Genomic DNA, 24,743 nt, shown 5'->3' on the forward strand with positions numbered 1-24,743 from the left:
GGCGCCTTGTGATTAAAACTTTTCGTGCGGCTGCAGGTAGCGCCACTGGCCTACTGGCAAGTTACCCAGCATGACCTTGCCCACGCGCACGCGCTTCAAGCCCACCACCTTCAGGCCGACCAGTTCGCACATGCGGCGGATCTGGCGTTTCTTGCCTTCGGTCAGCACAAAGCGCAGCTGCTCCGGGTTCTGCCATTCCACTTTGGCGGGCTTCAGGCGCTGGTCGTCCAGGATCAGGCCGTGGCGCAACAGTTGCAGCTTCTCGGGCGGGAACACGCTTTGCACATCGCTGGTGACCGGGTCGTCATCGTCCAGGCGGATCAGTTGCTGGGGCTGGCCACGGCCGGGCAAGCCGGGGTAGGTAGCGGCGGGCGAATTCGCGGCGCTGGGGTTGGCAACCCCGGTGTAGGCCACGCGCACCAGGTATTCCTTTTCCATTACCGAGTCTTCGCCGATCAGCTGGCGGGCCACGCGGCCGTCTTGTGTCAGCACCAGCAAGCCGGTGGAGTCGATGTCCAGCCGGCCGGCGGGCACCAGGCTCTTGAGCTGGCTGCCGTGGAAGAAGAAGCGCGCGTTGTCATCGCGCCAGCGGTTCTGGGGCTGAATGAGCTTGATGGCGGGCTCGTGCCCGTCCTCGGCTTGCCCGCTCACGATGCCCAGCGGCTTGTTGAGCAAGATGGTGACCTGGTTAGCCTGCTGGCCCTGGGCTTGCTTGTCGATTTCGATGCGCACATCGGGCAGCACCTGCATGCCCATCTCGGCCACCTTGCCGTTGACCTTGACCCAACCCTTGGCTATCCACTCGTCAGCTTCCCGGCGCGAGGCCATGCCGAGGTCGGCCATGCGTTTGTTCAGCCGCACGGTGCCGCCTGCGCCATGGGCGGCGGTGTTGCTCTGGCCTTGGGGAATGGCGCGGTTGCCTGGCGCGCGGGATGCGACGGGAGGCGGTGCACGGCGTGCGCCGGTGGGGGCTGCTGCCTCCTGGGCGGGCGGTGGCGTGCGGCGCAGGACGGGGCGGGGAGGAGTCTGATCGGTCATGGTGCGGTTGCTATTATTTTGAGAGCTGCTCGCGCACATTCCATGAGCGCTAGAGACAGATTTTGCTACTAAATGGCCCGGCAGGCCAGCATTAGCGGGGTTTGAGGACCATGTGGTCTTTGTTGAGCGTGATGTCGAACTTGGACAGAAAGGACTGGCCCAGGAGCGCTTCGTTGTCCTCCCCTCCGTGCAGGCCCACACCGATCTTGATGTTGCGCGCGTCCACCGGGCCGATTGAAAGGCTCGCCCCATCGACCACGAGCCCGGGGCGATCTCCGTTGGCGGTGCGGAAGGTGGTGGGGGTGCCACCGGTCAGCCCGGCCTTGCGCGCAAACGCTTCGCTCACCGTGACCAGCGACGCACCGGTATCCACCAGAAACGTGACTTCCACGCCCTGAATGCGGCCTAGGGTGTAGAAATGTCCGTCCAGGGCGCGCGGGATGATCAGGTCGCCATTGGCCAGCACTTGGGCCTTTTTGGGCTGCAGGTAGACGCTCATGCCGGCATACAGCAGGCCCATCACCACGCACCAAAAAACGATGAGCGGAATCAGCCCCATCTGGCGGGGCGCGGTAGCGTCCCCATCCCGGTCTTGAGGGCCCATCACCAAGAGGTGGTTGCGTTAGCGGTAAAAGGCTTCAACCTTGCCCTTGAGCTTGATCAGCAGGGGCTTGCCTTTGCGGTCCACGGTCTTGCCGGCGGGCACTTTGATCCAGCCTTCGCTGACGCAGTATTCCTCCACGTCCATGCGCTCTTTGTCGTTGAAGCGGATGCCGATGTCGTGCTCGAACACGGCAGCCACATGGTGGGGGCTGCGGGGGTCGATAGACAGGTGGTCGGGCAGGGCGGGGCGTTCAGTCGTGTTTGTCATGGCCCGTATTTTCTCATTCCCGGACGGTTGGCTTCGCGCTATGCCCGCACTCTCTGTACAAAAGCTGTTGCAGGCAAGGGTTTTGCAAACAGATAGCCCTGATATTGTCCAATGCCCTGGGTCTGCACCCACTCCAATTGGGCCGGGGTTTCCACCCCTTCAGCCACGATGTGCAGTTGCATCAGCCGGCACATGGACACAATGAGCTCGGCCACCGGGCGGTTGGCCTCGATGTCCTGCACAAAGGTTTTGTCCACTTTCAGCACTTGAATCGGAAAACGGTTCAGGTAGGCCAGGTTGGAGTAGCCGGTGCCGAAGTCGTCCACGCTGATGGAGAAGCCCATGCGCCGCAAATCGTCCAGCGTTTCATGGGTGTGGGGCGCCACTCCGAGCAGCATGGACTCGGTGAGCTCCAGCTCCAGCCGCGCGGGCTGCGCCGCAGTGGCAGTGACGATGCGGGCCAAGCGGTTCAGCAGCTCCGGGTCACGGAACTGGCGGGGCGAGAGATTGACGGAAATCTTCAGGTCCAAGCCTTCACGGGCCCACTGCACTTGCTGCCGCGCAGCCTGCTCAAACACCCAGTCGCCCAGGGCGTTGATCATGCCCGTGCTCTCGCAGGTCGGAATAAAGGTGTCCGGCCCTACCAGCCCGCGCTGCGGGTGGTTCCAGCGGATCAGCGCTTCCGCCCCGCGCACCTGGCCGGTGGCCACGTCCACGCGTGGCTGGTAGTACAGCTCAAACTCCTGCCGCGCCAGGGCGTGGCGCAGTTCGGATTCCAGCTCCAGCCGCTGTTGCACGCGCTGCGCCATGGGCGACTCGAAGATGTTGAGGGCGTTGCGGCCGCTCTCTTTGGCGCTGTACATGGCGAGGTCGGCATTGCGCAGCAGGGTATCCAGCTCCTTGCCGTGCTCGGGGTAAAAGCTCACACCCACACTGGGCGTGACGATGACTTCCGCACCATGGATATGAATGGGTTGCGCGACCGTGCTGCTCAGGCGCCTGCGTACCAGGTCGACTTCTTCGCGGATGTTGTGGGACACCATCAGGATGAGGAATTCATCTCCACCCAGCCGGGCCACCATGTCGCTGCTGCGGGTGATGGCCCGCAGGCGCTCGGCCACCTGCACCAGCAGGGCGTCACCCGCCGCGTGGCCCAAGGTGTCGTTGATGTCCTTGAAGTGATCGAGGTCGATGTAGATCAGTGCAGCCTCGGTAGCGCCTTCTCCCATGTCACGCAAGGTGTCGGCAAAGCGCTGCATCACATGGCTGCGATTGGGCAGGCCGGTCAGGGAGTCGTGCCGAGCGAGGTACTGCGAGTGGTCTTGCGCATGCTTGATGGCGGTGACATCGACTTCGCTCATGAGCACTGCGTCGCGCCCGGTTACCGCATCGCGGCACAGGCGGACCGACACCTCGTGCCAGCGCAGGTTGCGGGTGGTGTGGGCGGGCAGTGTCAGTGTGGCTTCACCATGCAGTTCCAGCATGGCCAGCATGCGCTCCAGCGCTTCGATGTCCTGAAAGCGCTCGGCCATGCGCATGTTGAGGTTGGGCACCGATTCGCGCGCAGCCGGATTGCGGTAGAGCACCACGCCTTCCCGGTCATAAAGTGTGATCATCACATCGGTGTGCAGCAGGGCCTCTACCGAGCGCAGTGCCTCGGGACGGTCCGGTTCAATGATGCGGCTTTCGCACAGCATGGCCATGCGCCCGTCTGTCAGGCGGATGCCGCTGAGCTGCATGTTCATGGACACCGGTACGCCGGCGGGGTAGATGGTCCACTGCTCGCTGAAGCTGGCGCCGTGCTGCGCAAAGTCGCTTTGGTATTGCCGCAGCCGTTTGGCTACCGAGGCGGACATGTCCACCCCCATATCGCGGCTGCACAGCTCTGGCAGTCCCTGCGCGCGCCAGAGGGTGAGTGCCGCATCGTTGGCCCAGTGCACCCGGCTCTTGTCAATGTCGAACACCCAGATCGGCAGGCTGATGCGCTCCAGCAAGCGGAAGTGCTGCCTGCGTGCCTCCAGCTCTTCGCTTGTCAGCATAGTGGTTCCCTGTTGTTGGCTCGTATCTTAGAGGAGGGGCATCAGGGCAGCTGGCGGGTGAATACTTTGGAGCGCAGGGCTTGTAAATCCAAGACACGCAGTCCGCCGTATTCCACCTTGATGAAGCCTTGCGCCTCCAGGGCGTTGAGTGCTTCATTGACCCGTTGGCGCGAGAGGCCGGCCAGGTACGCCAGCTCCTGCTGGGTGATGCGCAGCACCTCCCCGACGCCAGGGTACAGCACGGGGTTGAACAGCGAGGCCAGACTGCGGGCGACCCGGATGTCGGGGTTGGTCATGCGGTCGATTTCGCGTGCAGCGATGAACTGACCCAGGCGCTCATTGAGTTGGTTCATCACAAAGCGGTTGAAAGCAATCGAGTGGTCCAGTAGCCAATGAAAGGTATCCACATGCAGCCCCGCCACTAGGCTCTTGCGCAGGGCCTGAATGTTGTAACGGTAGGTCTCGCGCTTGAGTGCAGTGCCCTCACCGAACCAACCTCCGGGCGGAACACCGGTGAAGGTCATGGTCTGGCCTTCTGCGTTGTCAGTGCTCATCTTCAGCAGGCCGTCAATCACGCCGAACCAGTAGGTCACCGGGCGCCCCATGCGGCACATGTATTCGCCCGGTGCGGCCTCTGCAATGCGCAGGTCATCGACGGCGCGTTCCCGGTCGGTGGGGGCCAGCAAGTGCAGCCACGGAATGGCGTCCAACTCAGCGTCAGTCAGGGGGCGACGACGCTGGTGCAGCGTGGCTTCAGAGGCGTGTGCAGTGCGTGTGTGGGGCATGGTGAAAGCTTCATGTAACCCGCGTGTAAGTTGCCGTTCAGCGAAGGGAAAACACCTACCGAGATTCGTCTGAATTGTCGTCCAAACGACAACCTGACGTCAAACGCCGTCCTACCATTCGCCCCATACCAAAGTCCGCGACCAGCATGCAGCGGGCATAACGAGGTGACACGCAATGGGTACGCACACGACATTTCCGCAGCTTCTGCTGCAGCACGCGAGTCAGCGCCCGCAGGCCGCTGCCATGCGCGAAAAGGAATACGGCATCTGGCAATCACTGAGCTGGGGCGACCTGGCCGTGATGGTGGAGCATCTCGCCGCCGGGCTGCATCAAGCTGGTTTGCAGCGCGGTGATCACATGGTCGTAGTGGGCGCCAACCGCCCCCGCCTGTACGCCACCATGCTGGCAGTCCAAAGCCTGGGCGCTGTGCCTATTCCGCTCTACCAGGATGCTGCAGCCCCTGAGTGCGTGTTCCCTATCAATAACGCTGAAGTGCGCTTTGCATTCGCTGAAGACCAGGAGCAGGTCGACAAGCTGCTGGAGGTGCGCGAGCAGTGCCCCCAGCTCCAGCACATTTACTTTGACGACCCCCGCGGCCTGCGGAACTACGACCAGCCGGGGTTGGCTGGCATGGACGAGTTGCAAGCCGCCGGCAAGGCATTCGCAGCGATTCACCCGGCGTTCTTCCGCGATGAAGTGGCCAAAATCACGCATACCGACGTGGCTGCCATGTTCTTCACCTCGGGTACCACAGGCAACCCCAAGGGCGTGGTGCATACCCATGACTCCTTGCTCAACCGGGCACGTGCAGGCGCGGAGTTCGACAAGCTCACGAGTGCCGAGGAAGTGCTGGCGTACATGCCCCCTGCATGGATCGGCCAGAACATCTTTAGCTACGCCCAGTGGTTGTCCTGCGGCTATGTGGTGAATTGCCCTGAGAGCAGCGCGACGGCCACTATCGATTTGAAAGAAATCGGCCCGACCTATTACTTTGCACCGCCAAGGGTGTTTGAGGGCATGCTCACCAGCGTGATGATCCGCATGGAAGATGCGGGCAGCATCAAGCGCAACATGTTCCATTACTTCATGAACGTGGCCAAGCGTGTGGGCCCTGCATTGATGGATGGGCTGGAGGTGTCGGGTGCAGACCGGGCCTTGTATGCCCTGGGCAATGTGTTTGTGTATGGCCCCTTGCGAAACACCCTGGGCCTCAGCCGCGTGCGCGTGGCCTATACCGCCGGTGAAGCCATCGGCCCGGACCTGTTTACCTTCTACCGCTCCATCGGCATCAATCTCAAGCAGCTCTACGGATCTACCGAGACTGCGGTGTTTGTGTGCCTGCAGCCGGACAACCAGGCCCGCGCCGACACGGTGGGCATTCCCTGCGAAGGCGTGGAGATCAAAGTGGCTGAGAACGGCGAGATTCTGGTCAAGTCGCCCGGCCTGCTCAAGGAGTACTACAAGAATCCAGCGGCGACTGCCGAGGTGTTGACGGCTGATGGCTGGTACCACACCAGTGACGCAGGCTTCATCGATTCGCACGGCCACCTGAAGATCATCGACCGCGTCAAAGACGTGGGCCGCCTCAAAGGTGGTGCGTTCAACGATGCGATGTTTGCTCCCAAGTACGTGGAGAACAAGCTCAAGTTCTTCCAGCACATCAAGGAAGTGGTGGCTTATGGTGATGGCCGCGAGAAGGTATGTGTGCTCATCAACATCGACTTTGATGCCGTAGGCAACTGGGCTGAGCGCCGCAATCTGCCGTATGCCGGCTACACCGATCTGGCCCAGAAACCACAGGTGTACGACCTGATCAAAGAGTGTGTAGAGAAGGTCAACGCCGACCTGAGCGAGGATGCGCTGCTTGCCGGCAGCCAGATCAGCCGCTTCCTGGTGCTGCACAAAGAGCTGGATGCAGACGATGGTGAATTGACCCGCACCAACAAGGTCCGCCGCGGCTTTATTGCCGAGAAGTACCAGGTGTTGGTGGATGCACTGTACGAGGGCAAGACCAGCCAGTTCATCGAGACCGTGGTGAAGTTTGAAGATGGCCGCACCGGCAGCGTCAGCGCCACGCTGCGCATCGAAGACACCAAAACCTTTGCCCCCGTAAAGGCTGCAGCATGAGCGATAAAAAGATCGGCGACGTCATTCTGGACGTCAAAAACATCTCCCTGCGTTTCGGCGGCGTGAAGGCGCTGACCGACATCAGCTTCGATGTGCGGGAACATGAGATTCGCGCCATCATCGGCCCCAACGGCGCCGGCAAAAGCTCGATGCTGAACTGCATCAACGGGGTCTACTCCCCTCAGGAAGGTGCCATCACTTTCCGCGGGCAGCAGTTCAAGCACATGGACAGCCACCAAGTGGCCACCATGGGTATCGGTCGCACCTTTCAGAACCTGGCCTTGTTCAAGGGCATGAGCGTGCTGGACAACATCATGTCCGGGCGCAACCTCAAGATCAAAAGCAACATCCTGATGCAGGCCCTGCGCATCGGCCCGGCCGAGCGGGAAGAGATCCAGCACCGCGAGGCGGTGGAGCGCATCATCGATTTCCTGGAAATCCAGGCCTACCGCAAGACGCCTGTGGGCCAGTTGCCCTACGGTCTGCAAAAGCGGGTGGACTTGGGTCGTGCACTGGCGATGGAGCCCCAAGTCCTCCTGCTCGACGAGCCGATGGCCGGCATGAACGTCGAAGAGAAGCAGGACATGTGCCGCTTTGTGCTCGATGTGAATGACGAGTTTGGCACGACGGTAGTGTTGATCGAGCACGACATGGGCGTGGTCATGGACATCAGCGACCGGGTGGTGGTGCTGGACTACGGCAAAAAAATCGGCGATGGCACCCCGGATGAAGTGCGCAACAACGCAGACGTGATCAGCGCCTACCTCGGCACCAGCCACTGAAAGAAAACACCATGGCTTTTTTCCTTGAAACCTTACTCGGCGGCCTGATGGCCGGCATGTTGTATTCGCTGGTCGCGTTGGGCTTTGTGCTGATCTTCAAAGCCTCAGGCGTCTTTAACTTTGCCCAAGGTGCGATGGTGCTGTTTGCCGCTTTGGCGATGGCGCGCTTCGCGGAATGGATTCCTGTGTATCTGGGCATCACTTCCCCGGTGGCGGCCAACGTGCTGGCCTTTGTGGGTGCGGGCGTTGTGATGTTTGTGGTGGCCTGGATCATTGAGCGCTTGGTCTTGCGCCATCTGGTCAACCAGGAAGGCACCACCTTGCTGATGGCGACCCTGGGCATCACTTACTTCATGGAAGGGCTGGGCCAAAGCATCTTCGGCAGCAGCATCTACAAGATCGATATAGGCATGCCCAAGGACCCGGTGATGATTCTGGAGAGCACCTTTGAAGGCGGCATCCTGATCAACAAGGAAGACTTTTATGCCGCCATCATCGCTGCTGCACTGGTGGCCCTGCTGAGCGTGTTTTTCCAGAAAACAGCAACGGGCCGCGCCCTGCGCGCCGTGGCGGATGACCACCAGGCTGCGCAGTCCATCGGTATTCCACTCAACCGCATCTGGGTCATCGTCTGGTGCGTAGCCGGCGTGGGGGCCCTGGTGGCGGGAATGATTTGGGGTAGCAAGCTGGGTGTGCAGTTTTCACTGACCACCGTGGCCTTGCGTGCGCTGCCGGTGGTGATCCTGGGGGGGTTGACCTCGGTACCCGGTGCCATCGTGGGCGGTCTGATCATCGGCGTGGGCGAGAAGCTGTCCGAGGTGTACCTCGGGCCTTATGTGGGTGGCGGTATCGAGATCTGGTTCGCCTATGTGTTGGCGCTTGGTTTCCTGCTGATCCGGCCCCAGGGCTTGTTCGGCGAGAAGATCATCGACCGCGTTTGAACCCGTTACAACGATAAGAGACAACCATGTTCTACAGAGAAAACGGCCAATTCAAAACCACCTACCGTGCGGACCAGCAGATATTTCCCATTCTGCAAGACCGCATGGCCATCGCAGCCCTCTTGCTGGTGGGCTTTGCGCTGGTGCCCATGTTGGCCAGCGACTACCTGTTCCGGGCGATCCTGATTCCCTTCTTGATTTTCTCGCTGGCCGCTGTCGGCGTGAATATTCTGGTGGGCTTCTGCGGCCAGATTTCGCTGGGTTCCGGCGCTTTTATGGCGGTAGGCGCCTACGCGGCATACAACTTCTTTGTGCGCATTGAGGGCATGCCTTTGTTGGTCGCACTGCTGCTGGGTGGTGTGAGCTCAATGCTGTTCGGCATGGTCTTCGGGCTGCCCAGTTTGCGCGTCAAGGGCTTGTACCTCGCGGTGGCCACGCTGGCGGCTCAGTTTTTTGCGGACTGGATGTTCTTGCGCATTCAGTGGTTCACCAACAACTCGCCTTCGGGCTCGGTGTCGGTATCCAATTTGCAGGTATTCGGTCTCTCGCTGGAATCACCCCTGGCCAAGTACATCTTCTGTCTGTCGCTGCTCGTGGTGATTGCCTTGCTGGCCAAGAACCTGGTGCGTGGCGCCGTGGGACGTGAATGGATGGCGATCCGCGATATGGACGTGGCGGCTGCGGTGATCGGCATTCGCCCCATGTACGCCAAGCTGAGTGCGTTCGCGGTGAGCTCTTTCATCGTGGGTGTCGCCGGTGCCTTGTGGGGCTTTATTTACCTCGGTGCCTGGGAGCCAGCAGCGTTCTCGGTGGACCAGTCGTTCCGACTGCTGTTCATGGTGATCATTGGCGGCATGGGCTCCATCATGGGCAGCTTCTTCGGTGCGGCTTTCATCGTGGTTTTGCCCATTTTCTTGAGTCAGTTCCTGCCTGCCTTGGCTGGTCTGTTCGGATTTGAGATCTCCACGGCCGCTGTCTCGCATGCCGAGCTGATGGTGTTCGGCGGTCTGATTGTCTGGTTCCTTATCGTCGAGCCCCACGGCCTGGCCAAGCTGTGGTCCATCGGCAAACAGAAATTGCGTTTGTGGCCTTTCCCTCACTGAGGGAAGGTCAGGTTCCGTGTTTTCCCCGTGCTTCAACCACTTATTACAGGAGAGACAAATGAAGCTTTCTAAACTCGTACTCGCAAGCACTCTGGTGGCTGCCGGTGCATCCGGCCTCATGGCAGGCAATGCTTTCGCGCAAGCCAAGGAGCAGTTCATTCCGGTGCTGTCGTACCGCACCGGGCCTTACGCGCCCAACGGTGTGCCATGGGCCAACGGCTATGTGGACTACATCAAGCTCACCAATGCCCGCGGCGGCATCAATGGCGTGAAATTCAGCTTTGAAGAATGCGAAACCGGCTATGACACAGCCCGCAGCGTGGAGTGCTATGAGCGCCTGAAGGGCAAGGGGGCATCGTTTGTGCAACCCCTGTCCACCGGCGCTACGTTCGCGATTACCGAAAAAGCACCTGCGGACAAGATCCCTGTGGTGACTGTGGGTTATGGCCGTAGTGAAAGCGCGGATGGTTCTGTCTTCAAGTGGAACTTCCCGATTGCCGGCACTTATTGGGTGGCTGCAGACGCCATCATGCAAGCCATCGCCAAGAAGGAAGGCGGTTTCGACAAGCTCAAAGGCAAGAAGATTTCGCTGGTCTACCACGACAGCCCGTTCGGCAAAGAGCCTATCCCCTTGTTGCAAGAGCGTGCAGCCATGCACGGTTTCAACCTGACCCTGTTGCCCGTGACGGCCCCCGGCGTGGAGCAAAAGGCCACTTGGCTGCAAGTGCGCCAGAACCGTCCTGACTACGTGGTCCTGTGGGGCTGGGGTGTGATGAACTCCACCGCCATCAAGGAAGCACAAGCCACCGGCTACCCCCGCGAAAAGATGTACGGCGTGTGGTGGGCCGGTGCTGAGCCGGACGTGAAAGACGTTGCGGAAGGCGCCAAGGGCTACAACGCCGTGACAATGCAGCACGGAGCCGAACCCAACTCCAAGTTGGTCAAGGACGTGATGGCCATGGTGCACGGCAAGGGCCAGGGCACCGGACCGAAAGAAGAAGTCGGCCAGGTGCTCTACATGCGCGGTGCCATGAGCGCCATGCTGGCGATCGAAGGTGTGCGCTCTGCACAAGACCGCTTCGGCAAAGGCAAGGTCATGACTGGTGAGCAGATCCGTTGGGGTCTGGAGAACCTGAACCTGACCCAGCCGAAGCTGGATGCACTCGGCTTTGCCGGCGTGATGCGCCCCATCAGCACATCGTGCATGGATCACATGGGTGCGTCCTGGGCCCGTATCCACACCTGGGACGGCGCCAAGTGGCAGTTCACCTCGGATTGGCTGCAAGGCGATGAGCAAATCATCAAGCCCTTGGTCAAGACCACCGCTGCCAAGTACGCCGCAGAGAAGAAGCTGACTGCCCGCACACCTGCGGACTGCCAGTCTTGAAAGCACCCCCGTTGACCGCTCACTGCGTGTAGCGGTCCTCCCCCCTCTAGGGGGCAACACCAGCGGCCCGGCGTAGCCGGTTCCACGGTGTTTCTGGAAGGGTGGCTCGCGCTGCTTGCCACTCTCCAGATGAAAGCGTCGTGCATCGGGGCTTTCATCTGGTCAACAAGGCTGAGTTATGGAACCGAAAAACATCGTTCTCAACGTGAATGGCATTGAGGTCATTTACAACCACGTCATTTTGGTACTCAAGGGGGTTTCCCTTCAGGTGCCCGAAGGCGGCATCGTGGCCATCCTTGGGGGCAATGGGGCAGGTAAAACGACGACCTTGAGAGCTGTGTCCAACCTGTTGGCGGGTGAGCGAGGTGAAGTCACCAAGGGCAGCATTGAGCTGCGCGGTGAACGCATCGAAAACCTGAGCCCTGCCGACCTGGTTCAACGCGGTGTGGTGCAGGTGATGGAGGGGCGCCATTGTTTTGCCCACCTGACCATTGAAGAAAACCTGTTGACCGGTGGCTACACCCGCAAGAGCAAGGCCGAGGTGGCGGCTAACCTCGAAAAGGTCTACAACTACTTCCCCCGCCTCAAAACCCGCCGCACCAGCCAGGCGGCTTACACCTCCGGTGGTGAGCAGCAGATGTGCGCCATCGGCCGCGCGCTCATGGCCAACCCCAGCATGGTGCTGCTGGATGAACCCTCCATGGGCCTGGCGCCACAGATCGTGGAAGAGGTGTTCGAGATCGTGAAAGACCTCAACGCCAAAGAGAAGGTGACCTTCCTGCTGGCCGAGCAGAACACCAACATGGCGCTGAAATACGCTGACTACGGCTACATCATGGAAAGCGGTCGCGTGGTGATGGACGGTGCCGCGGAAGACTTGCGGAGCAATGAAGACGTCAAGGAGTTCTACCTCGGTGTGGGTGGCGGTGAACGCAAGAGCTTCAAAGACGTAAAGAGCTACAAGCGCCGCAAGCGCTGGTTGGCCTGATTTTTTGATAGAAAAGTGCTTCTGGCGCCCATCCGGTGTGCGCGAGTAGCTCCTGAAATAATAGCAAACCAGCTGACGGAGAGCCTATGACCCCCGCCTACGACGCCTTGGAAATCCGTTCGCAGGCCGAGCGCGATGCTGCCCACATGTCTGCACTTCCCCGGCAGGTCGCCCACGCGCAGCAACACAGTCCGGCATTTGCCTCCATCCTGCAGGGCGTGGACCCTGCCGGCATTACCGACCGTGCGGCACTGGCGCGACTGCCGGTGACCCGCAAATCCGAGTTGCAGACGTTGCAGCAGGCTGCGCGCCAACAGGGCGGGAACGTGTTCGGTGGTTTCAGTGCCATTGGGTTCGGCAGCGCCATGACCCGCGTGTTTGCCAGCCCGGGCCCCATTTATGAACCCGAAGGCACAGCGCGGGATTACTGGCGCATGGCTCGGGCCATCTACGCGGCGGGCTTTCGTCCCGGCGAGCTGATTCACAACAGCTTCAGCTACCACTTTGTGCCTGCCGGCTCCATGATGGAGACGGGTGCCCATGCCTTGGGGTGCACGGTGTTCCCAGGCGGCACCGGTCAGACCGAGCAGCAAGTTCAGGCCATGGCCGAGTTGCAGCCCGCCGGCTACATCGGTACCCCCAGCTTCCTGAAAATCATTCTCGAGAAGGCACTGGAAATGGGCGTGGCCCTGCCTACCGTGCGCAAAGCCATGTTCGGTGGCGAGGCGTTTCCACCATCGTTGCGCGACTGGTTCACCAACCACGGGGTGGATGGTTACCAGTGCTACGCCACGGCGGACTTGGGTCTGATTGCCTACGAAACCAGTGCGCGCGAAGGTTTGGTGCTGGATGAGCAGGTGATCGTGGAGATCGTGCGGCCCGGCACCGGTGACCCGGTGCCCGAAGGTGAAGTGGGCGAGTTGGTGGTTACCAGCCTGAACCCGGACTACCCCTTGATCCGTTTCGGCACCGGCGACCTTTCAGCGGTTCTGGCCGGGCAGTGCCCGACCGGGCGCACCAACACCCGCATCAAAGGCTGGATGGGGCGTGCCGACCAAACCACCAAGGTGCGCGGCATGTTTGTGCACCCCAAGCAGGTGGATGAAGTGGCCAAGCGTTTCCCTGAAGTGCACAGGGCCCGTCTGGTGGTCAGCGGTGAAATGGCCAATGACCAGATGACCCTGATGCTGGAGGTTGCAGGTCAACCCGAAGGCCTTGCGCAGCGTGTGGCTGATGCGGTGCGCGATGTGACCAAGCTGCGTGGGGATGTGCAACTCTTGTCTCCGGGCAGCCTGCCCAATGACGGCAAAGTCATCGAAGACGCACGCAGTTACCGCTGAGCAGGAGGCCCGCTGTTGCGGGTCTCAGGGTTTTCCCGAGCTGTTGAACACCACAGTTACCTCGCTGTGCCGGACCCGATAACCTTGCTTCTGCGGGAATGCTCATTCTCATTTTTAATAGCCCCGCGAGCTAGGTGCTTTCCACATGACAACACAGTGTGGGGCGGGCTAGACTGCATCCATTAACCAGGAGACAAACCATGAAAAAACTACTCGTTGCGACGGCTGCCATGTTTTCGATTTCGGCCTTCGCACAGGCGTATCCCTCCAAGCCCATCACCATCGTGGTGCCGTTTGCTGCCGGCGGTCCTACTGACCGCGTGGCTCGCGATTTGGGTGAATCACTGCGCAAGCAACTGGGCGATGTGAGCATCATCATCGACAACGCAGCGGGTGCAGGCAGCTCTATCGGCTCCAGCAAAGTGGCCAAGGCCGCGCCGGACGGCTACACCTTGTTGTTGAACCACATCGCCATGGGCACCATGCCCGGCTTGTTGCGCAACATGCCTTTCAAGGTCGAGTCTGACTTCGAATATCTGGGCATGATCAACGATGTGCCCATGACCCTGATCGGCAAGCCCGACCTGCCTGCCAAGACCTACAAGGAACTCACCACCTGGATCGGCCAGAACGTCGGCAAGATCAACCTGGGTAACGCCGGCATCGGTTCTGCGTCTCACCTGTGCGGTTTGCTGTTCCAGAACGCCATCAAGGTCGACATGACGACCGTGCCTTATAAAGGCACCGCACCTGCGATGACCGACCTGATCGGTGGCCAGATCGACCTGATGTGCGACCAGACCACCAACACCAGCCAGCAGATCGAAGGCAAGAAAGTGAATGCTTACGCAGTCACTACTGCCAAGCCTTTGACAACCGCTGCTTTGAAGAGCCTGCCCACACTGCAAAGCCAGGGCCTGTCCAACTTCGAAGTGACCATCTGGCACGGCCTGTATGCCCCCAAAGGCACACCCGCTGACATTCAGGCCAAGCTCAACACCGCTTTGAAGGCGGCGTTGAAAGATGCTGATTTCATCAAGAAGCAAGAAGCGCTGGGTGCCGTGGTGGTGACTGACAAGCGTGTCGAACCTGCTGAGCACAAGAAGTTCGTGGCGGCTGAAATCGCCAAGTGGACCCCCATCATCAAGGCCGCCGGCGTCTACGCTGACTGATCTGGCCTGAAACCTGTCTGGCCCGCTCGCCGGGTCAGACACCCCAAGTGATGTCCTTGCCCGCAGCCATGCTGCGGCGGGCCATGTCCAGCAAGGGCGTGGCCCGTTGGCGCAAGCTCACACCGGTCGGGGTCGTGTCTTCCCCTTTTTCTTGTGCCTCCAAGGCAGCTTGGGCGCGTTGGGCCTCCTCTTTGGCGATGGCTTCTTCGAGCGCGCTGATGGCAACGGGCATGTCTGCAGCCAGCAAGATGCCTTTGCGCAAGCTCTCTTCGCCGGTGCGCCCCCACAAAGCCAGAATCTGCCGGCCATTGGGTTCCAGCATGATGACGTCGCTGGCTACTTTGGATTTGAATTTGTAAAGCATGGCGGAGCCCGCGGTGGTTTTATGATGCCGTTAACTGCAAATGCAGCACCCACAGCATACTGACAAGAGGAGCACCCATGGCGGACTTACACATACTGCGCGAACACAGCCTGGGCTTTGCCGCTGCACGCAAAATTGCCTTTCAGTGGGCCGAGCAGGCTGAACAGGATTTCGACATGGAGTGCACCTATGTCGAGGGTGAGGGGCTGGATGAAGTAATCTTCAAGCGCTCGGGAGTCAGCGGCATGTTGCAGGTGAGCGATTCGAAGTTCGAACTCAGCGCCAAGCTGGGCTTTTTGCTCGGGGCTTTCAAAGACAAGATTGAGGCGGAGATTGTCAAAAACCTCGATCAACTGCTCAAACCCAAAGCGGCTGCCAAAGCCGGGGCGAAAAAAAAGTAGCGTGATGCGCTACTTTTTTGATAGCTTCCCGCGCATGCTGCGCGGGCGCCAAGAGCTGATTTAGCTCAAGGATTCAATCAGATCGATGTACTGCTGCATGGCGTCATCGTTGCTGGTGCCTTTGAAACCATTCCAGGCATCCCATTTGGCACGGCCCACCATGTCAGCGAAACCGGGTTTCTTTTCGGTGTTGTCACCCGCGGTGGCTTGTTTGTAGAGGGCGTAAATCTTGAGCAGGGTGCCGTTGTCGGGGCGTTCGCTCAGGTTTTTGGAACTGGCAACAGCGGCTTCGAAAGCGGCTTTCAGATCGGCCATGGTTTTCTCCGTTCGGGTTTGGGCAAGGAACTAGGGGGAACACCCGATGCAAGCAGGTGCTTCACCCGTATCTTAAGCGGCGTTTTGCCCCCAGAATAGGCGTTCGCCCCCATACCCGTTCCGTCCGGAGAAACCATGGTCACCCGCGTCACTGCCAAGAACGTTGCCGACAAGGCCCGCACCCCCGTCTCCAAAGCTGCACTATCCGGTGTACCGGTCGCCAAAAAGGTGGTGCGTCGTACACGCAAGGCAGCCGAAGCGGTGCAAAAAAATGTGGCGGATGCCGTGATCGGCACCCTGGGACTGAATGGGGAACGTATGTCCAAGGTGGACACGGCCTGGTTGCGCATGGATTCCAGCTCCAACCTCATGATGATCGTGGGCGTTTGGGTCACCAAACCAGGCTTGCCACTCGCAGACCTGAAGCAGCGTGTGGAAGACCGGCTGTTGAAGTACCCCCGGTTCAAACAGCGCGTGGTGGAAGACGCTGCCGGGGCCAGTTGGGTGGAGGATGCCAACTTCGATATCGACCGGCATGTGGTAACTGAGACATTGGCTAAAAAGCCGCGCGGCCGGGAGCAGGAGGCCTTGCAGGAGCGACTGGCTGCCCTGACCATGGAGCCGCTGGATCGCAGCCGGCCGCTCTGGCAGTTCCATTTGGTAGAGAACTACAAAGGCGGTTCTGCCTTGATGGTGCGCATTCACCATTGCATTGCAGATGGTATTGCCCTGATTTCAGTAACCCAGTCCTTGGTGGACGGCGGCAGCCCGCCACCGCAACGCCGTAGCAAACCTGAGCGTGCCCAAGGGCTGGATGGCGCAGAAGAATGGCTAAGCGATGCCTTGCTCAAGCCTTTGACCCACATGGCCGTGAAAGCGCTGAGCGCGGCCGGAGATGGTGCGGTGAAGTCCATGTCGCTGTTGATGGAGCCCCAGAAGGGCATGGAGTCGGGCATGCACAGCTCGGTCGACATGGCAAAGATGGCCTACCAGGTGGTGAGTGATTTGGCGGCGTTAGCCTTGATGCCCGACGATTCGCCCACGCGTCTCAAGGGGCAGCCCGGCACCGCCAAGCGTGTGGCGTGGTGCGCGCCCTTGCCTCTGGAAGAGGTGAAAGCGGTGGGCAAGGCCTTGAATTGCTCCATCAATGATGTGTTGCTGAGTTGCGTGGCGGGTGCGATTGGCGAGTACCTACGCGAGCAAGGCGATGTGGTAGCCGGCAAGGAAATCCGCGCCATGGTGCCGGTGAACCTGCGGCCCCTGGAGCACGCCTACAAGTTGGGCAACCAGTTCGGCTTGGCCCCTTTGGTGTTGCCGATTGGCCTGGAAAACCCGGTCGAGCGGGTGTATGAAGTCCGCACCCGCATGCGAGGCCTGAAGGGCAGCATGCAGCCACTGCTGGCTTTCGGCCTGTTGGCGGTGGCAGGGTTGCTGATCAAGCCTGCCCAGGATGCTCTTTTGAGCCTGTTCTCCAAAAAGACCACGGCAGTCATGACCAATGTGCCGGGTCCGCGCGAGAAGCTCAAAATCTGCGGCGCCACGATTGAGGAAAACCTGTTCTGGGTACCCCAGAGCGGATCCGTGGGCCTGGGTGTCTCCATCCTCAGTTACGGCGGTGGTGTGCAGTTCGGCGTGGTGACGGATGCGACCTTGTGCCCGGATCCTCAGAAAATCATCGACCAGTTCGAGCCGGAATTTGCCAAGCTCTCCATGCTGACGCTGATGTTGCCCTGGGGCGACTGATCAGCTCGCCAGTTCGGCCTGAACCTGGAGCACGCCGAGGTGCTCCATCGCGTCCAGAGGCTGTACGGCTGCAGCTTGTTCATACAGGCACATGGCCTCGGATTCAAACTGCTGGATGTCGAGCATGAGCAAGCCACGTGCGTATTCAGTCAGCGCGATGGCAGCGCGTGGGATGAGCGCCAAGCCCGTGCGGAAATGGTGCAAGGCCGTTTCGCGCTTGGCTCCGTAGGTCATGTTGCCGATCATGGCGCCCACCTTGTCGATCACCTCTGCATGGAACGAGCCCAATGCAATATGTGCATCTGCATGGCGAGGGCTCAAGCCAATAGTGGTTTCGAAAGCAGTTTTGATTTTTTCGCCATAACCCTTGGCCAGCGCTTGCGCCACACTGGTGCTCTGGCTGTAGCGGCCCAAGGCATAGCCATAAAAGTAGTGCGCATTGGGGTTGCCGGGCTCTGCCGCCATGTGGGCTTTTGCGCGCTCTGCGGTATCGAAATACAACTTCAAGCGGGCGGCTTCGTTGCGCTCCAAGTAGTCCGCTTGGATCAGGCACGCCTTGTTCATCACGGCGTAGCCGGCCGGGCCGAGCAAACGCCCTTCGCGGAACGCTGCTTCGAACTCGCCGCGGTGGTACAGGACCCAAGCCTGCAACACCTCGGGGTCTAGGGGAAGGGGTTCCTGATCACCATCGTGCAGGCGCGCCCAGTGGTTTTGCAGGTTCTCGCTGTCAAACAGGTGCCGATGCACGTAGGGGTAAGGGTCCCAGACCGGAGTGCCGTGCATCAGGAGCTGGTGTAGGCACCGCTGAGTTGCAACAAATGACTGCGTTGCTGGGCTTCAAGGTAGGGGACCAGAAGATTCAGCACATGTTGACCGCCGCGCAACAGGGCAGCTTGCGCGCTTTCCGGCTCCAGGGCGTTGCGCGGGTCGCGCACATATTCAAAACTCAGCCAGTAAGTGAGGACTACCACCATGCTGGTAGCGGTAGGCTCCATTTCGCGCACATCCATGCGCAAGGCGCCTGCGCGAGCCATGGACTCGAGCATGGCGCGTATCGAGCGGGTCTTGTTCTTCAGCACGCTTTGGAAGTGGGTTTCCAGGCGCCTGTTTTTGCTGAGCAGGTCGTTCAGGTCGCGGTACAAAAAGCGGTACTGCCAGATTAGCTCGAACAGCGTGTGCATGAAAAACCAAGCGTCCTCCACATCGCGGACGTTGTCACTGGCGTTGAGCACCTCATTAAGCGAACGTTCGTAGCGGTCAAACAGGGAGTTGATCAGCTCGTCTTTGGCCGGGTAGTGGTAATACAAATTCCCGGGGCTGATGCCGAGTTCCGCCGAAATCAGCGTGGTCGATACATTCGGCTCCCCGAAGCGGTTGAACAGCTCCAGGGTGGTTTCCAGTATCCGCTCGGCAGTACGCCGCGGCGCTTTTTTAACCATGGGTCAGTGCCTCAGCAGTGTCTCGTGGCGAACCACATGTGAAAGATCATCCATAACGTCCTGCAATGTACCCAATGCTTGCCCCAAACGGGATGGGGATTTCCTCGGGGCGCACAGGTGACGCTTGGGGTCGTCCAGCACATCATGCCGCAAGCGAATGCCATGGCGGTGCAGTTGTGCAGACAAGCCCGTTTTGCGAGAACGAAGCAGTTGGCGGGTTTGCTGGTACGCGTGCTCGGCGAGTTGCCTGCGTTGGGCGTAGCTGAAAGTGTTGGCCAAATACAGCTCCGGGTCCCGATGGTCCGGCTCGATCAAAACGATGTCGGTGTCAGGGTAAGCATGGGCATAGTGCTTCATGCCCAGCTCCATGCGAGAGTGGATCATGGAGCGGAAAGTCTGACTCAATACCGCCGGCAACCCGCCATCCACGATCCGAGGGATGTTTCGTTTTTCTGCTGGAATGCCGGCTTGCATGATCCGTTTGTATTGGGGTGCCGTTGCGTCGAAGGGCACCAAGGGGTTCAGGCAAATCAAAAGATCTGCCCCTTCGTCAAGCGCCACCGAGGCGTGCATGGTCTTCTTCATTGCCCCATCCACGAAATACTGGTCATCAATGGCAACTGGCGGAAAAAGCCCCGGCAAGGCAGAGCTGGCTTGCACGGCTTTGGAGATGGGGATGTGATCCCATCCCTTGCTTCCGAATGCGACCGCTTCGGCACTGTCCAAGTGGGTGGCGACCAACGTGAGCTTGCAGGCCAGTTTGCGGAAATCGTTGGTGCGGCCGTCCTGGCTGAACAGTCTCGAGAGTTGTGTATCCACTTGGCTGTTGGAGAAAACGCCGGTCGGCAATGCGGGGGCCAACCGTTCCAGCGCCCGAATGGCTGTAGTGCGTCGCGTCAGCATGTCCCAGCCAACTGAAGCCAGCAGGCCCGGCAACATGATCCCGCGCCGCGCCCATTCGTCATACGCAGGCTGCATCAGCCAGGCGGGATCAAAGAAGTCGTTGGAGTCCGCATCCCCTTCAATAAAGGACGCGCAGAGCTGGTGGGGCGTCAAGCCGTTGGCAAGGGCTGCAGCGATAAAGCCGCCAGCAGAAACGCCTACGTAGTGGTCCAGATGATTGAAATCCAAGCCGGCCAAAGAGTCGTGTAGAGCACACAGAGCGCCTACTTCATAAATGGCCCCCAAAGGACCGCCACCAGCGAGTGCCATGGCGATTCGGGGCTTTGTTTGTCGGGCTGCCTTCATGGGGGAAGTGTAGTGTTCAGATGAGGGTATTCATGCTGCGATGCAGCAGTTTCGACGGGCGTAAAAAAGGGCGCCTTTGCGCCCTTGTTCTACCGCTTTGAGCGATCAGTTTTGTGGAGTCGCGTTGCCCTCTGCAGGCATTACCGGCGCTTTGTTCATCGTGGTTTTTTTGCTGGCAGCCTTTTTGGCAGCGGGTTTGGAAGTGGTGGCTTTCTTGGCTGGTGCCTTTTTGGTCACGGCTACAGGCGCAGGCGCGGCCTTCTTCGAGGGAGCTTTCGCGGTTTTGGTCGCCGCAGGTGCTTTGGCAGACAGCTTTTGGACGGTCTTGTTGAGTTCTTCGATGCGCTCAATCAAAGCGCTCACGTCTTTGGCGGAGGGCACGCCCAGCTTGTTCAGGGCTTTGGCGACGCGTTCTTCAAAGATGTTTTCCAACTTGTCCCACTGACCGGTGGCTTTGCTGGTGATGTCGTTGGCCATGGTGGACATTTTGGCAGTGGCTTCGTTAATTTTGCCTTCGGCCGCGGCTTGTGTTTTGCGCTGGATGCTCACGCCTTCCTTGACCAATGCTTCGAATGCCTTGCTGCCTTCTGCCTGAGCGCGGGTGAAGGCGCCCAAGCCGGCTTGCCAGATTTGTTGTGCAGAGTCCTTGACCGAAGACGACAACGGAGTGCCGGTAGAAGGAGAGGATTTGCTTTTTTGGATTTTCTTGACCATGAGAACTCCTGATGAGTGTGTGACAGGGTGCACAAGCATATCTGCACCGGCTTGATGCTTACTCTAAGGCCTGTCATGCAGTCTGTGTAGGTGGGCGCCACTAAGGAAAACGCTGAAAGCGTTCCACAATCGCGCAGTCATACGAAAGACTTCGCGGGTTTACGATGAAATCCGCAGCGCCAAAAACCGTCAGAATTATTCGATTAACAGGAGCATGTATGCGGTATTTCGTCACAGGGGCTACAGGGTTTATCGGCAAACGTCTGGTGAAAAAATTGTTGCAGCGCAAGGGTGCGACAGTGCATTTCCTGATTCGCAAAGAAAGCGAAGATAAAGTCGCCGACCTGCGTGAGTTCTGGGCGGTGTCCGACGCCAAATCGGCGGGGCGGGTTGTCCCGGTATTCGGTGATCTGACGGGCAAGAAGCTGGGCGTTAGTGCAGACGCCATCAAAGCCCTCAAAGGACAGGTTGACCACTTCTATCACCTTGCCGCGGTGTATGACTTGGAGGCTGACGAAGAGTCGCAAATTGCCGTCAACGTCGAAGGAACCCGGAATACCGTGGAATTTGCCAAGGCCATCGATGCCGGCCATTTCCATCACGTATCGTCAATTGCCGCTGCAGGCCTTTATGAAGGCGTATTTCGTGAAGACATGTTCGATGAGGCCGAGAACTACGAACACCCCTACTTCATGACCAAGCATGAAAGCGAGAAGATTGTTCGTAAGGAATGCAAGGTTCCTTGGTCGGTGTACCGCCCGGCGATGGTGGTTGGCGACAGCCAAACCGGTGAAATGGACAAAATTGACGGTCCGTATTACTTTTTTAAGCTCATTCAGCGCATGCGGCAGTTGCTTCCGCCATGGATGCCGTCCATCGGTTTGGAGGGGGGGCGGGTCAACATCGTCCCCGTAGATTTTGTCGTTGATGCTTTGAACGTTATTAGCCACAAGCAAGGCATTGCCAAGCAGTGTTACCACTTGGTGGATCCGGTGGGCTACCGTGTAGGCGACGTACTGGACATCTTCAGCAAAGCGGCCCACGCCCCAAAGATGAATATCTTTGTGAATGCCGCCCTCTTGGGATTTATTCCACGCAGCGTGACAAAGAGTCTGATGGGACTCGCGCCTGTGCGTCGGGTTCGTAACGCGATCATGAAGGACCTGAGCCTGCCGGAAGACATGCTCACCTTTATCAACTACCCCACTCGCTTTGACTGCCGTGATTCTTTGGCGATGCTGAAGGGTTCGGGCGTTGAATGCCCCAACTTGAAAGACTACGCATGGCGTTTGTGGGATTACTGGGAGCGCCACCTGGACCCCGACCTGCATATCGACCGTTCCCTGCGCGGAACCGTGGGCGGCAAAGTTGTGTTGGTGACTGGGGGCTCATCGGGCATCGGTCTGGCAGCTGCGCACAAGTTTGCCGAGGCTGGCGCGACTACGATCATTTGTGGCCGGGACCTGGACAAGCTTGAAGAGGCCTGTAAGGATGCCAAGTCAAAGGGCTACAGCTTTGTGGCTTACCCGGCGGATATTGCCGACATGGCGGACTGCGACCGGTTCGTCAAAGTGCTGATCGAGAACCATGGGGGCGTGGACTTCCTGATCAACAACGCGGGCCGCTCCATCCGCCGCGCTATCGAGTCTAGTTACGACCGTTTTCACGACTTTGAGCGCACGATGCAGCTCAATTACTTCGGTTGCTTGCGCGTGACCATGGGCTTGTTGCCGGGTATGGTTGCCAAGAAAAAAGGGCACATCGTGAACATTAGCTCGATTGGTGTTCTGACCAATGCGCCTCGCTTTAGCGCCTATGTGGCATCCAAAGCCGCTTTGGACGCTTGGACGCGTTGCGCATCCAGTGAGTTCGCAGACCAAGGCATCAGCTTCACCACTATCAACATGCCTTTGGTGCGAACCCCCATGATTGCGCCTACCAACATCTATAACAACGTGCCCACGCTGTCACCCGAGCAAGCAGCTGACATGGTGGCTGACGCTTGCATCAGCAAACCTGTGCGAATCGCCACACGCTTGGGCATTACCGGGCAGGTGATGCATGCCCTGGTGCCCCGCATCGCCCAGATCGCCATGAACACCAGCTTCCGCATGTTCCCGGATTCGTCAGCAGCCAAAGGGGCAAAGCCAGGGGAGAAGGCGAAGCTATCTCCGGAAGCGATTGCGATGCAGCAGATGATGCGGGGAATTCATTTCTGAGCACTTGAAGTGTCGTCATTATTTGGCGATTAGAATGTTCAGCCGATGAACATGCTTCCGATTTATGTCTGCCTCTGCTGAGGAGTCTAGCCTGCGGGTCTTGCGCTTGCTTGAGAAAAATCCGCAGCTCACCCAGCGTGAGCTGGCTGTGGAGTTGGGCGTGAGCTTGGGAAAAGCCAATTACTGCGTGCAAGCGCTATTGACGAAGGGCTTTATCAAGCTGCAAAACTTTCGCGGCAGTAACAATAAGTTGGCCTATGCGTATTTGCTTACGCCCTCGGGTATCGCGGCCAAAAGTAACTTAGCGTTGAGTTTTTTACAGATCAAAATGGCCGAATACGAGCGCCTGCGGGCAGAAATTGAACTGTTGCAGCGTGAGACTGGGGTTGTGGCTCTGCATGGCGGGGTTGTCAATCAGATGGACGTTACATGAAACAACTCGATGGTGTGATCGCCGTCATTGGCTTGGGCTATGTGGGTCTGCCTTTGGCTGTGGAATTTGCTAAAAGACGGAAGGTAATTGGTTTTGATATCAATGCTTTGCGTATCGCAGAGTTGCAGGTAGGCAAGGACTGCACGCTGGAGGTGTCCAGTGACGAGCTAAAGGCCGCAGCCAATGCTATCTATACAGCAGATCCGGCATTGCTGAAGCAGTGCCAAGTGTTTATCGTGACCGTGCCTACACCGGTGGATACCGCGAATCGTCCGGATATGCTGCCGCTGGTCAGGGCTAGCGAGACCGTTGGAAATGTGCTTTCCAAAGGTGGGGTGGTCATCTATGAATCCACGGTATATCCGGGTGCCACTGAAGAGGTTTGTGTGCCTGTGCTCGAGAAGTTTTCGGGCCTCAGGTTCAACCAAGACTTTTTTTGTGGATATAGCCCGGAACGCATCAACCCAGGTGACAAAGCCAACACGCTGACCAAAATCAAGAAAATTACTAGTGGCAGCACTCCCGATGTGGCCGATGCCGTGGACGGGCTCTACAAGAGCATCATCACAGCTGGCACCCACAAGGCCAGTAGCCTCAAGGTAGCTGAAGCTGCCAAGGTTATTGAGAACACCCAGCGTGACCTGAACATTGCGCTTATTAACGAGTTGTCTGTGATCTTCGCGCGCCTAGGTATCGACACGCTAGATGTGTTGGAGGCGGCGGGCAGCAAGTGGAACTTTTTGCCCTTTCGTCCGGGGTTGGTGGGTGGTCATTGCATAGGCGTTGACCCCTACTACCTGACCCACAAGGCTGAGGAAGTGGGTTACCACCCTCAAGTCATTTTGGCTGGGCGGCGAATCAACGACAACATGGCTCGCTATGTGGCGCGCAATACTATCAAGTTGATGTTGCAAAACGGCATGGATGTACCGCGTTGTCGGGTAGGCGTAATGGGCATTACCTTCAAAGAAAATTGCCCAGACATTCGCAACAGCAAGGTGGTGGACATGGTGCGCGAGTTCCAGGGTTGGGGCGTGGAGGTAGTTGTGGCCGACCCATGGGCTGATGCAAAGGAAATCGAGCACGAATACGGCCTCCAACTCAGTGTGATTGATGCAGCCCATCCCGTGGATGCATTGGTGGTTGCAGTGGGTCACAATGAGTACCGGCACGCTACTTTGGATGAGTTGCGTGTGTTATGTCGTGGCGAGAAGCCAGTTTTGGCTGACGTAAAAAGCCTATTTGATCGTCATGCCGCGGCATTAGCTGGCTTTACTGTATTCCGGCTGTGAG

Annotated in this window: 24 protein-coding genes; 13 read left to right on the forward strand and 11 right to left on the reverse strand. The window is 59.0% G+C overall.

Translation table 11 applies throughout. The annotated features are described in order from the left end of the window. Positions 1–12: 12 nt before the first annotated feature. The 5 genes from AEP_RS15345 to AEP_RS15365 all read right to left on the reverse strand — a co-directional run bounded on the left by AEP_RS15345 (position 13) and on the right by AEP_RS15365 (position 4,733). A complete protein-coding gene (locus AEP_RS15345) occupies positions 13–843 on the reverse strand; it encodes a pseudouridine synthase (RefSeq protein WP_232460021.1) in 831 nt (276 codons plus the stop codon). Positions 844–1,129: 286 nt separating this feature from the next. Beyond that, positions 1,130–1,642, reverse strand: coding sequence for a retropepsin-like aspartic protease family protein (locus tag AEP_RS15350; RefSeq protein ID WP_087496188.1), 513 nt, complete (start codon positions 1,640–1,642; stop codon positions 1,130–1,132). Positions 1,643–1,660: 18 nt separating this feature from the next. Further along, a complete protein-coding gene (locus tag AEP_RS15355; RefSeq protein WP_087496189.1) occupies positions 1,661–1,909 on the reverse strand; it encodes a DUF3297 family protein in 249 nt (82 codons plus the stop codon). 38 nt (positions 1,910–1,947) lie between these two features. After that, positions 1,948–3,948, reverse strand: a complete 2,001-nt coding sequence (locus tag AEP_RS15360; RefSeq protein WP_087496190.1) for a putative bifunctional diguanylate cyclase/phosphodiesterase — start codon at positions 3,946–3,948, stop codon at positions 1,948–1,950. A gap of 41 nt (positions 3,949–3,989) precedes the next feature. Next, positions 3,990–4,733 (reverse strand): Crp/Fnr family transcriptional regulator, encoded by a 744-nt coding sequence (locus tag AEP_RS15365; RefSeq protein ID WP_087496191.1) that lies wholly within the window; start codon positions 4,731–4,733, stop codon positions 3,990–3,992. A 175-nt stretch (positions 4,734–4,908) separates the two neighbouring features. Between AEP_RS15365 and AEP_RS15370 the strand changes: the two genes are divergently transcribed. The 8 genes from AEP_RS15370 (at position 4,909) to AEP_RS15405 (ending at position 14,574) form a co-directional block, all read left to right on the forward strand. Continuing rightward, positions 4,909–6,861 carry an AMP-dependent synthetase/ligase gene (locus tag AEP_RS15370; RefSeq protein WP_087496192.1) on the forward strand — a complete coding sequence of 651 codons (1,953 nt, stop codon included), beginning with the start codon at positions 4,909–4,911 and terminating at the stop codon, positions 6,859–6,861. Then, positions 6,858–7,643 carry an ABC transporter ATP-binding protein gene (locus tag AEP_RS15375; protein ID WP_087496193.1) on the forward strand — a complete coding sequence of 262 codons (786 nt, stop codon included), beginning with the start codon at positions 6,858–6,860 and terminating at the stop codon, positions 7,641–7,643. The genes AEP_RS15370 and AEP_RS15375 overlap by 4 nt, the downstream gene beginning before the upstream one ends. A gap of 11 nt (positions 7,644–7,654) precedes the next feature. Then, positions 7,655–8,584, forward strand: coding sequence for a branched-chain amino acid ABC transporter permease (locus tag AEP_RS15380; RefSeq protein ID WP_087496194.1), 930 nt, complete (start codon positions 7,655–7,657; stop codon positions 8,582–8,584). A 26-nt stretch (positions 8,585–8,610) separates the two neighbouring features. Further along, positions 8,611–9,687 (forward strand): branched-chain amino acid ABC transporter permease, encoded by a 1,077-nt coding sequence (locus AEP_RS15385; protein WP_087496195.1) that lies wholly within the window; start codon positions 8,611–8,613, stop codon positions 9,685–9,687. 58 nt (positions 9,688–9,745) lie between these two features. Continuing rightward, a complete protein-coding gene (locus AEP_RS15390; RefSeq protein ID WP_087496196.1) occupies positions 9,746–11,074 on the forward strand; it encodes an ABC transporter substrate-binding protein in 1,329 nt (442 codons plus the stop codon). 178 nt (positions 11,075–11,252) lie between these two features. Beyond that, positions 11,253–12,062 (forward strand): ABC transporter ATP-binding protein, encoded by an 810-nt coding sequence (locus AEP_RS15395; protein ID WP_087496197.1) that lies wholly within the window; start codon positions 11,253–11,255, stop codon positions 12,060–12,062. Between the two features lie 86 nt (positions 12,063–12,148). Beyond that, positions 12,149–13,402 carry a phenylacetate--CoA ligase family protein gene (locus tag AEP_RS15400; RefSeq protein WP_087496198.1) on the forward strand — a complete coding sequence of 418 codons (1,254 nt, stop codon included), beginning with the start codon at positions 12,149–12,151 and terminating at the stop codon, positions 13,400–13,402. Between the two features lie 200 nt (positions 13,403–13,602). Next, a complete protein-coding gene (locus AEP_RS15405; protein ID WP_087496199.1) occupies positions 13,603–14,574 on the forward strand; it encodes a tripartite tricarboxylate transporter substrate-binding protein in 972 nt (323 codons plus the stop codon). A gap of 34 nt (positions 14,575–14,608) precedes the next feature. Here AEP_RS15405 and AEP_RS15410 read toward each other — a convergent pair whose 3' ends face one another. After that, positions 14,609–14,938, reverse strand: coding sequence for a DUF1840 domain-containing protein (locus tag AEP_RS15410; protein ID WP_087496200.1), 330 nt, complete (start codon positions 14,936–14,938; stop codon positions 14,609–14,611). Between the two features lie 77 nt (positions 14,939–15,015). Here AEP_RS15410 and AEP_RS15415 point away from each other — a divergent pair, with 77 nt between their 5' ends. Continuing rightward, positions 15,016–15,339: a polyhydroxyalkanoic acid system family protein gene (locus AEP_RS15415; protein ID WP_087496201.1), complete on the forward strand. Its 324-nt coding sequence runs from the start codon at positions 15,016–15,018 to the stop codon at positions 15,337–15,339. A gap of 60 nt (positions 15,340–15,399) precedes the next feature. Here the strand turns inward: AEP_RS15415 and AEP_RS15420 are convergent, their stop codons facing one another. Continuing rightward, the gene (locus AEP_RS15420) at positions 15,400–15,654 is read right to left on the reverse strand and encodes an acyl-CoA-binding protein (RefSeq protein ID WP_087496202.1); all 255 of its coding nucleotides are present in this window, start codon (positions 15,652–15,654) and stop codon (positions 15,400–15,402) included. 135 nt (positions 15,655–15,789) lie between these two features. On the opposite strand from AEP_RS15420, the gene AEP_RS15425 reads away from it, so the two are divergent. Next, the gene (locus tag AEP_RS15425; protein ID WP_335583052.1) at positions 15,790–17,397 is read left to right on the forward strand and encodes a wax ester/triacylglycerol synthase family O-acyltransferase; all 1,608 of its coding nucleotides are present in this window, start codon (positions 15,790–15,792) and stop codon (positions 17,395–17,397) included. On the opposite strand, the gene AEP_RS15430 is transcribed toward AEP_RS15425, so the two are convergent. The 4 genes from AEP_RS15430 to AEP_RS15445 all read right to left on the reverse strand — a co-directional run bounded on the left by AEP_RS15430 (position 17,398) and on the right by AEP_RS15445 (position 20,798). Beyond that, positions 17,398–18,180, reverse strand: coding sequence for a hypothetical protein (locus tag AEP_RS15430; protein WP_087496203.1), 783 nt, complete (start codon positions 18,178–18,180; stop codon positions 17,398–17,400). Continuing rightward, a complete protein-coding gene (locus tag AEP_RS15435; protein WP_087496204.1) occupies positions 18,180–18,836 on the reverse strand; it encodes a TetR/AcrR family transcriptional regulator in 657 nt (218 codons plus the stop codon). Before AEP_RS15435 ends, AEP_RS15430 begins: the two co-directional genes overlap by 1 nt. Before the next feature lie 3 nt (positions 18,837–18,839). Then, the gene (locus AEP_RS15440) at positions 18,840–20,048 is read right to left on the reverse strand and encodes a patatin-like phospholipase family protein (protein ID WP_232459845.1); all 1,209 of its coding nucleotides are present in this window, start codon (positions 20,046–20,048) and stop codon (positions 18,840–18,842) included. Between the two features lie 141 nt (positions 20,049–20,189). Then, positions 20,190–20,798 (reverse strand): phasin family protein, encoded by a 609-nt coding sequence (locus tag AEP_RS15445; protein WP_087496206.1) that lies wholly within the window; start codon positions 20,796–20,798, stop codon positions 20,190–20,192. A 218-nt stretch (positions 20,799–21,016) separates the two neighbouring features. On the opposite strand from AEP_RS15445, the gene AEP_RS15450 reads away from it, so the two are divergent. From AEP_RS15450 to AEP_RS15460, 3 genes are all read left to right on the forward strand, one after another. Then, entirely contained in the window at positions 21,017–23,017 is a 2,001-nt protein-coding gene (locus tag AEP_RS15450) for an SDR family oxidoreductase (RefSeq protein ID WP_087496207.1), read from the forward strand. A 64-nt stretch (positions 23,018–23,081) separates the two neighbouring features. Beyond that, complete coding sequence (locus AEP_RS15455) at positions 23,082–23,450, forward strand: MarR family EPS-associated transcriptional regulator (RefSeq protein ID WP_087496208.1); 369 nt, start codon at positions 23,082–23,084, stop codon at positions 23,448–23,450. Continuing rightward, positions 23,447–24,742, forward strand: a complete 1,296-nt coding sequence (locus AEP_RS15460; RefSeq protein WP_087496209.1) for a nucleotide sugar dehydrogenase — start codon at positions 23,447–23,449, stop codon at positions 24,740–24,742. Before AEP_RS15455 ends, AEP_RS15460 begins: the two co-directional genes overlap by 4 nt. Position 24,743 lies beyond the last annotated feature (1 nt).

This window comes from Curvibacter sp. AEP1-3 (assembly GCF_002163715.1).
In the GTDB taxonomy this organism is placed as follows: Bacteria; Pseudomonadota; Gammaproteobacteria; order Burkholderiales; family Burkholderiaceae_C; genus Allorhodoferax.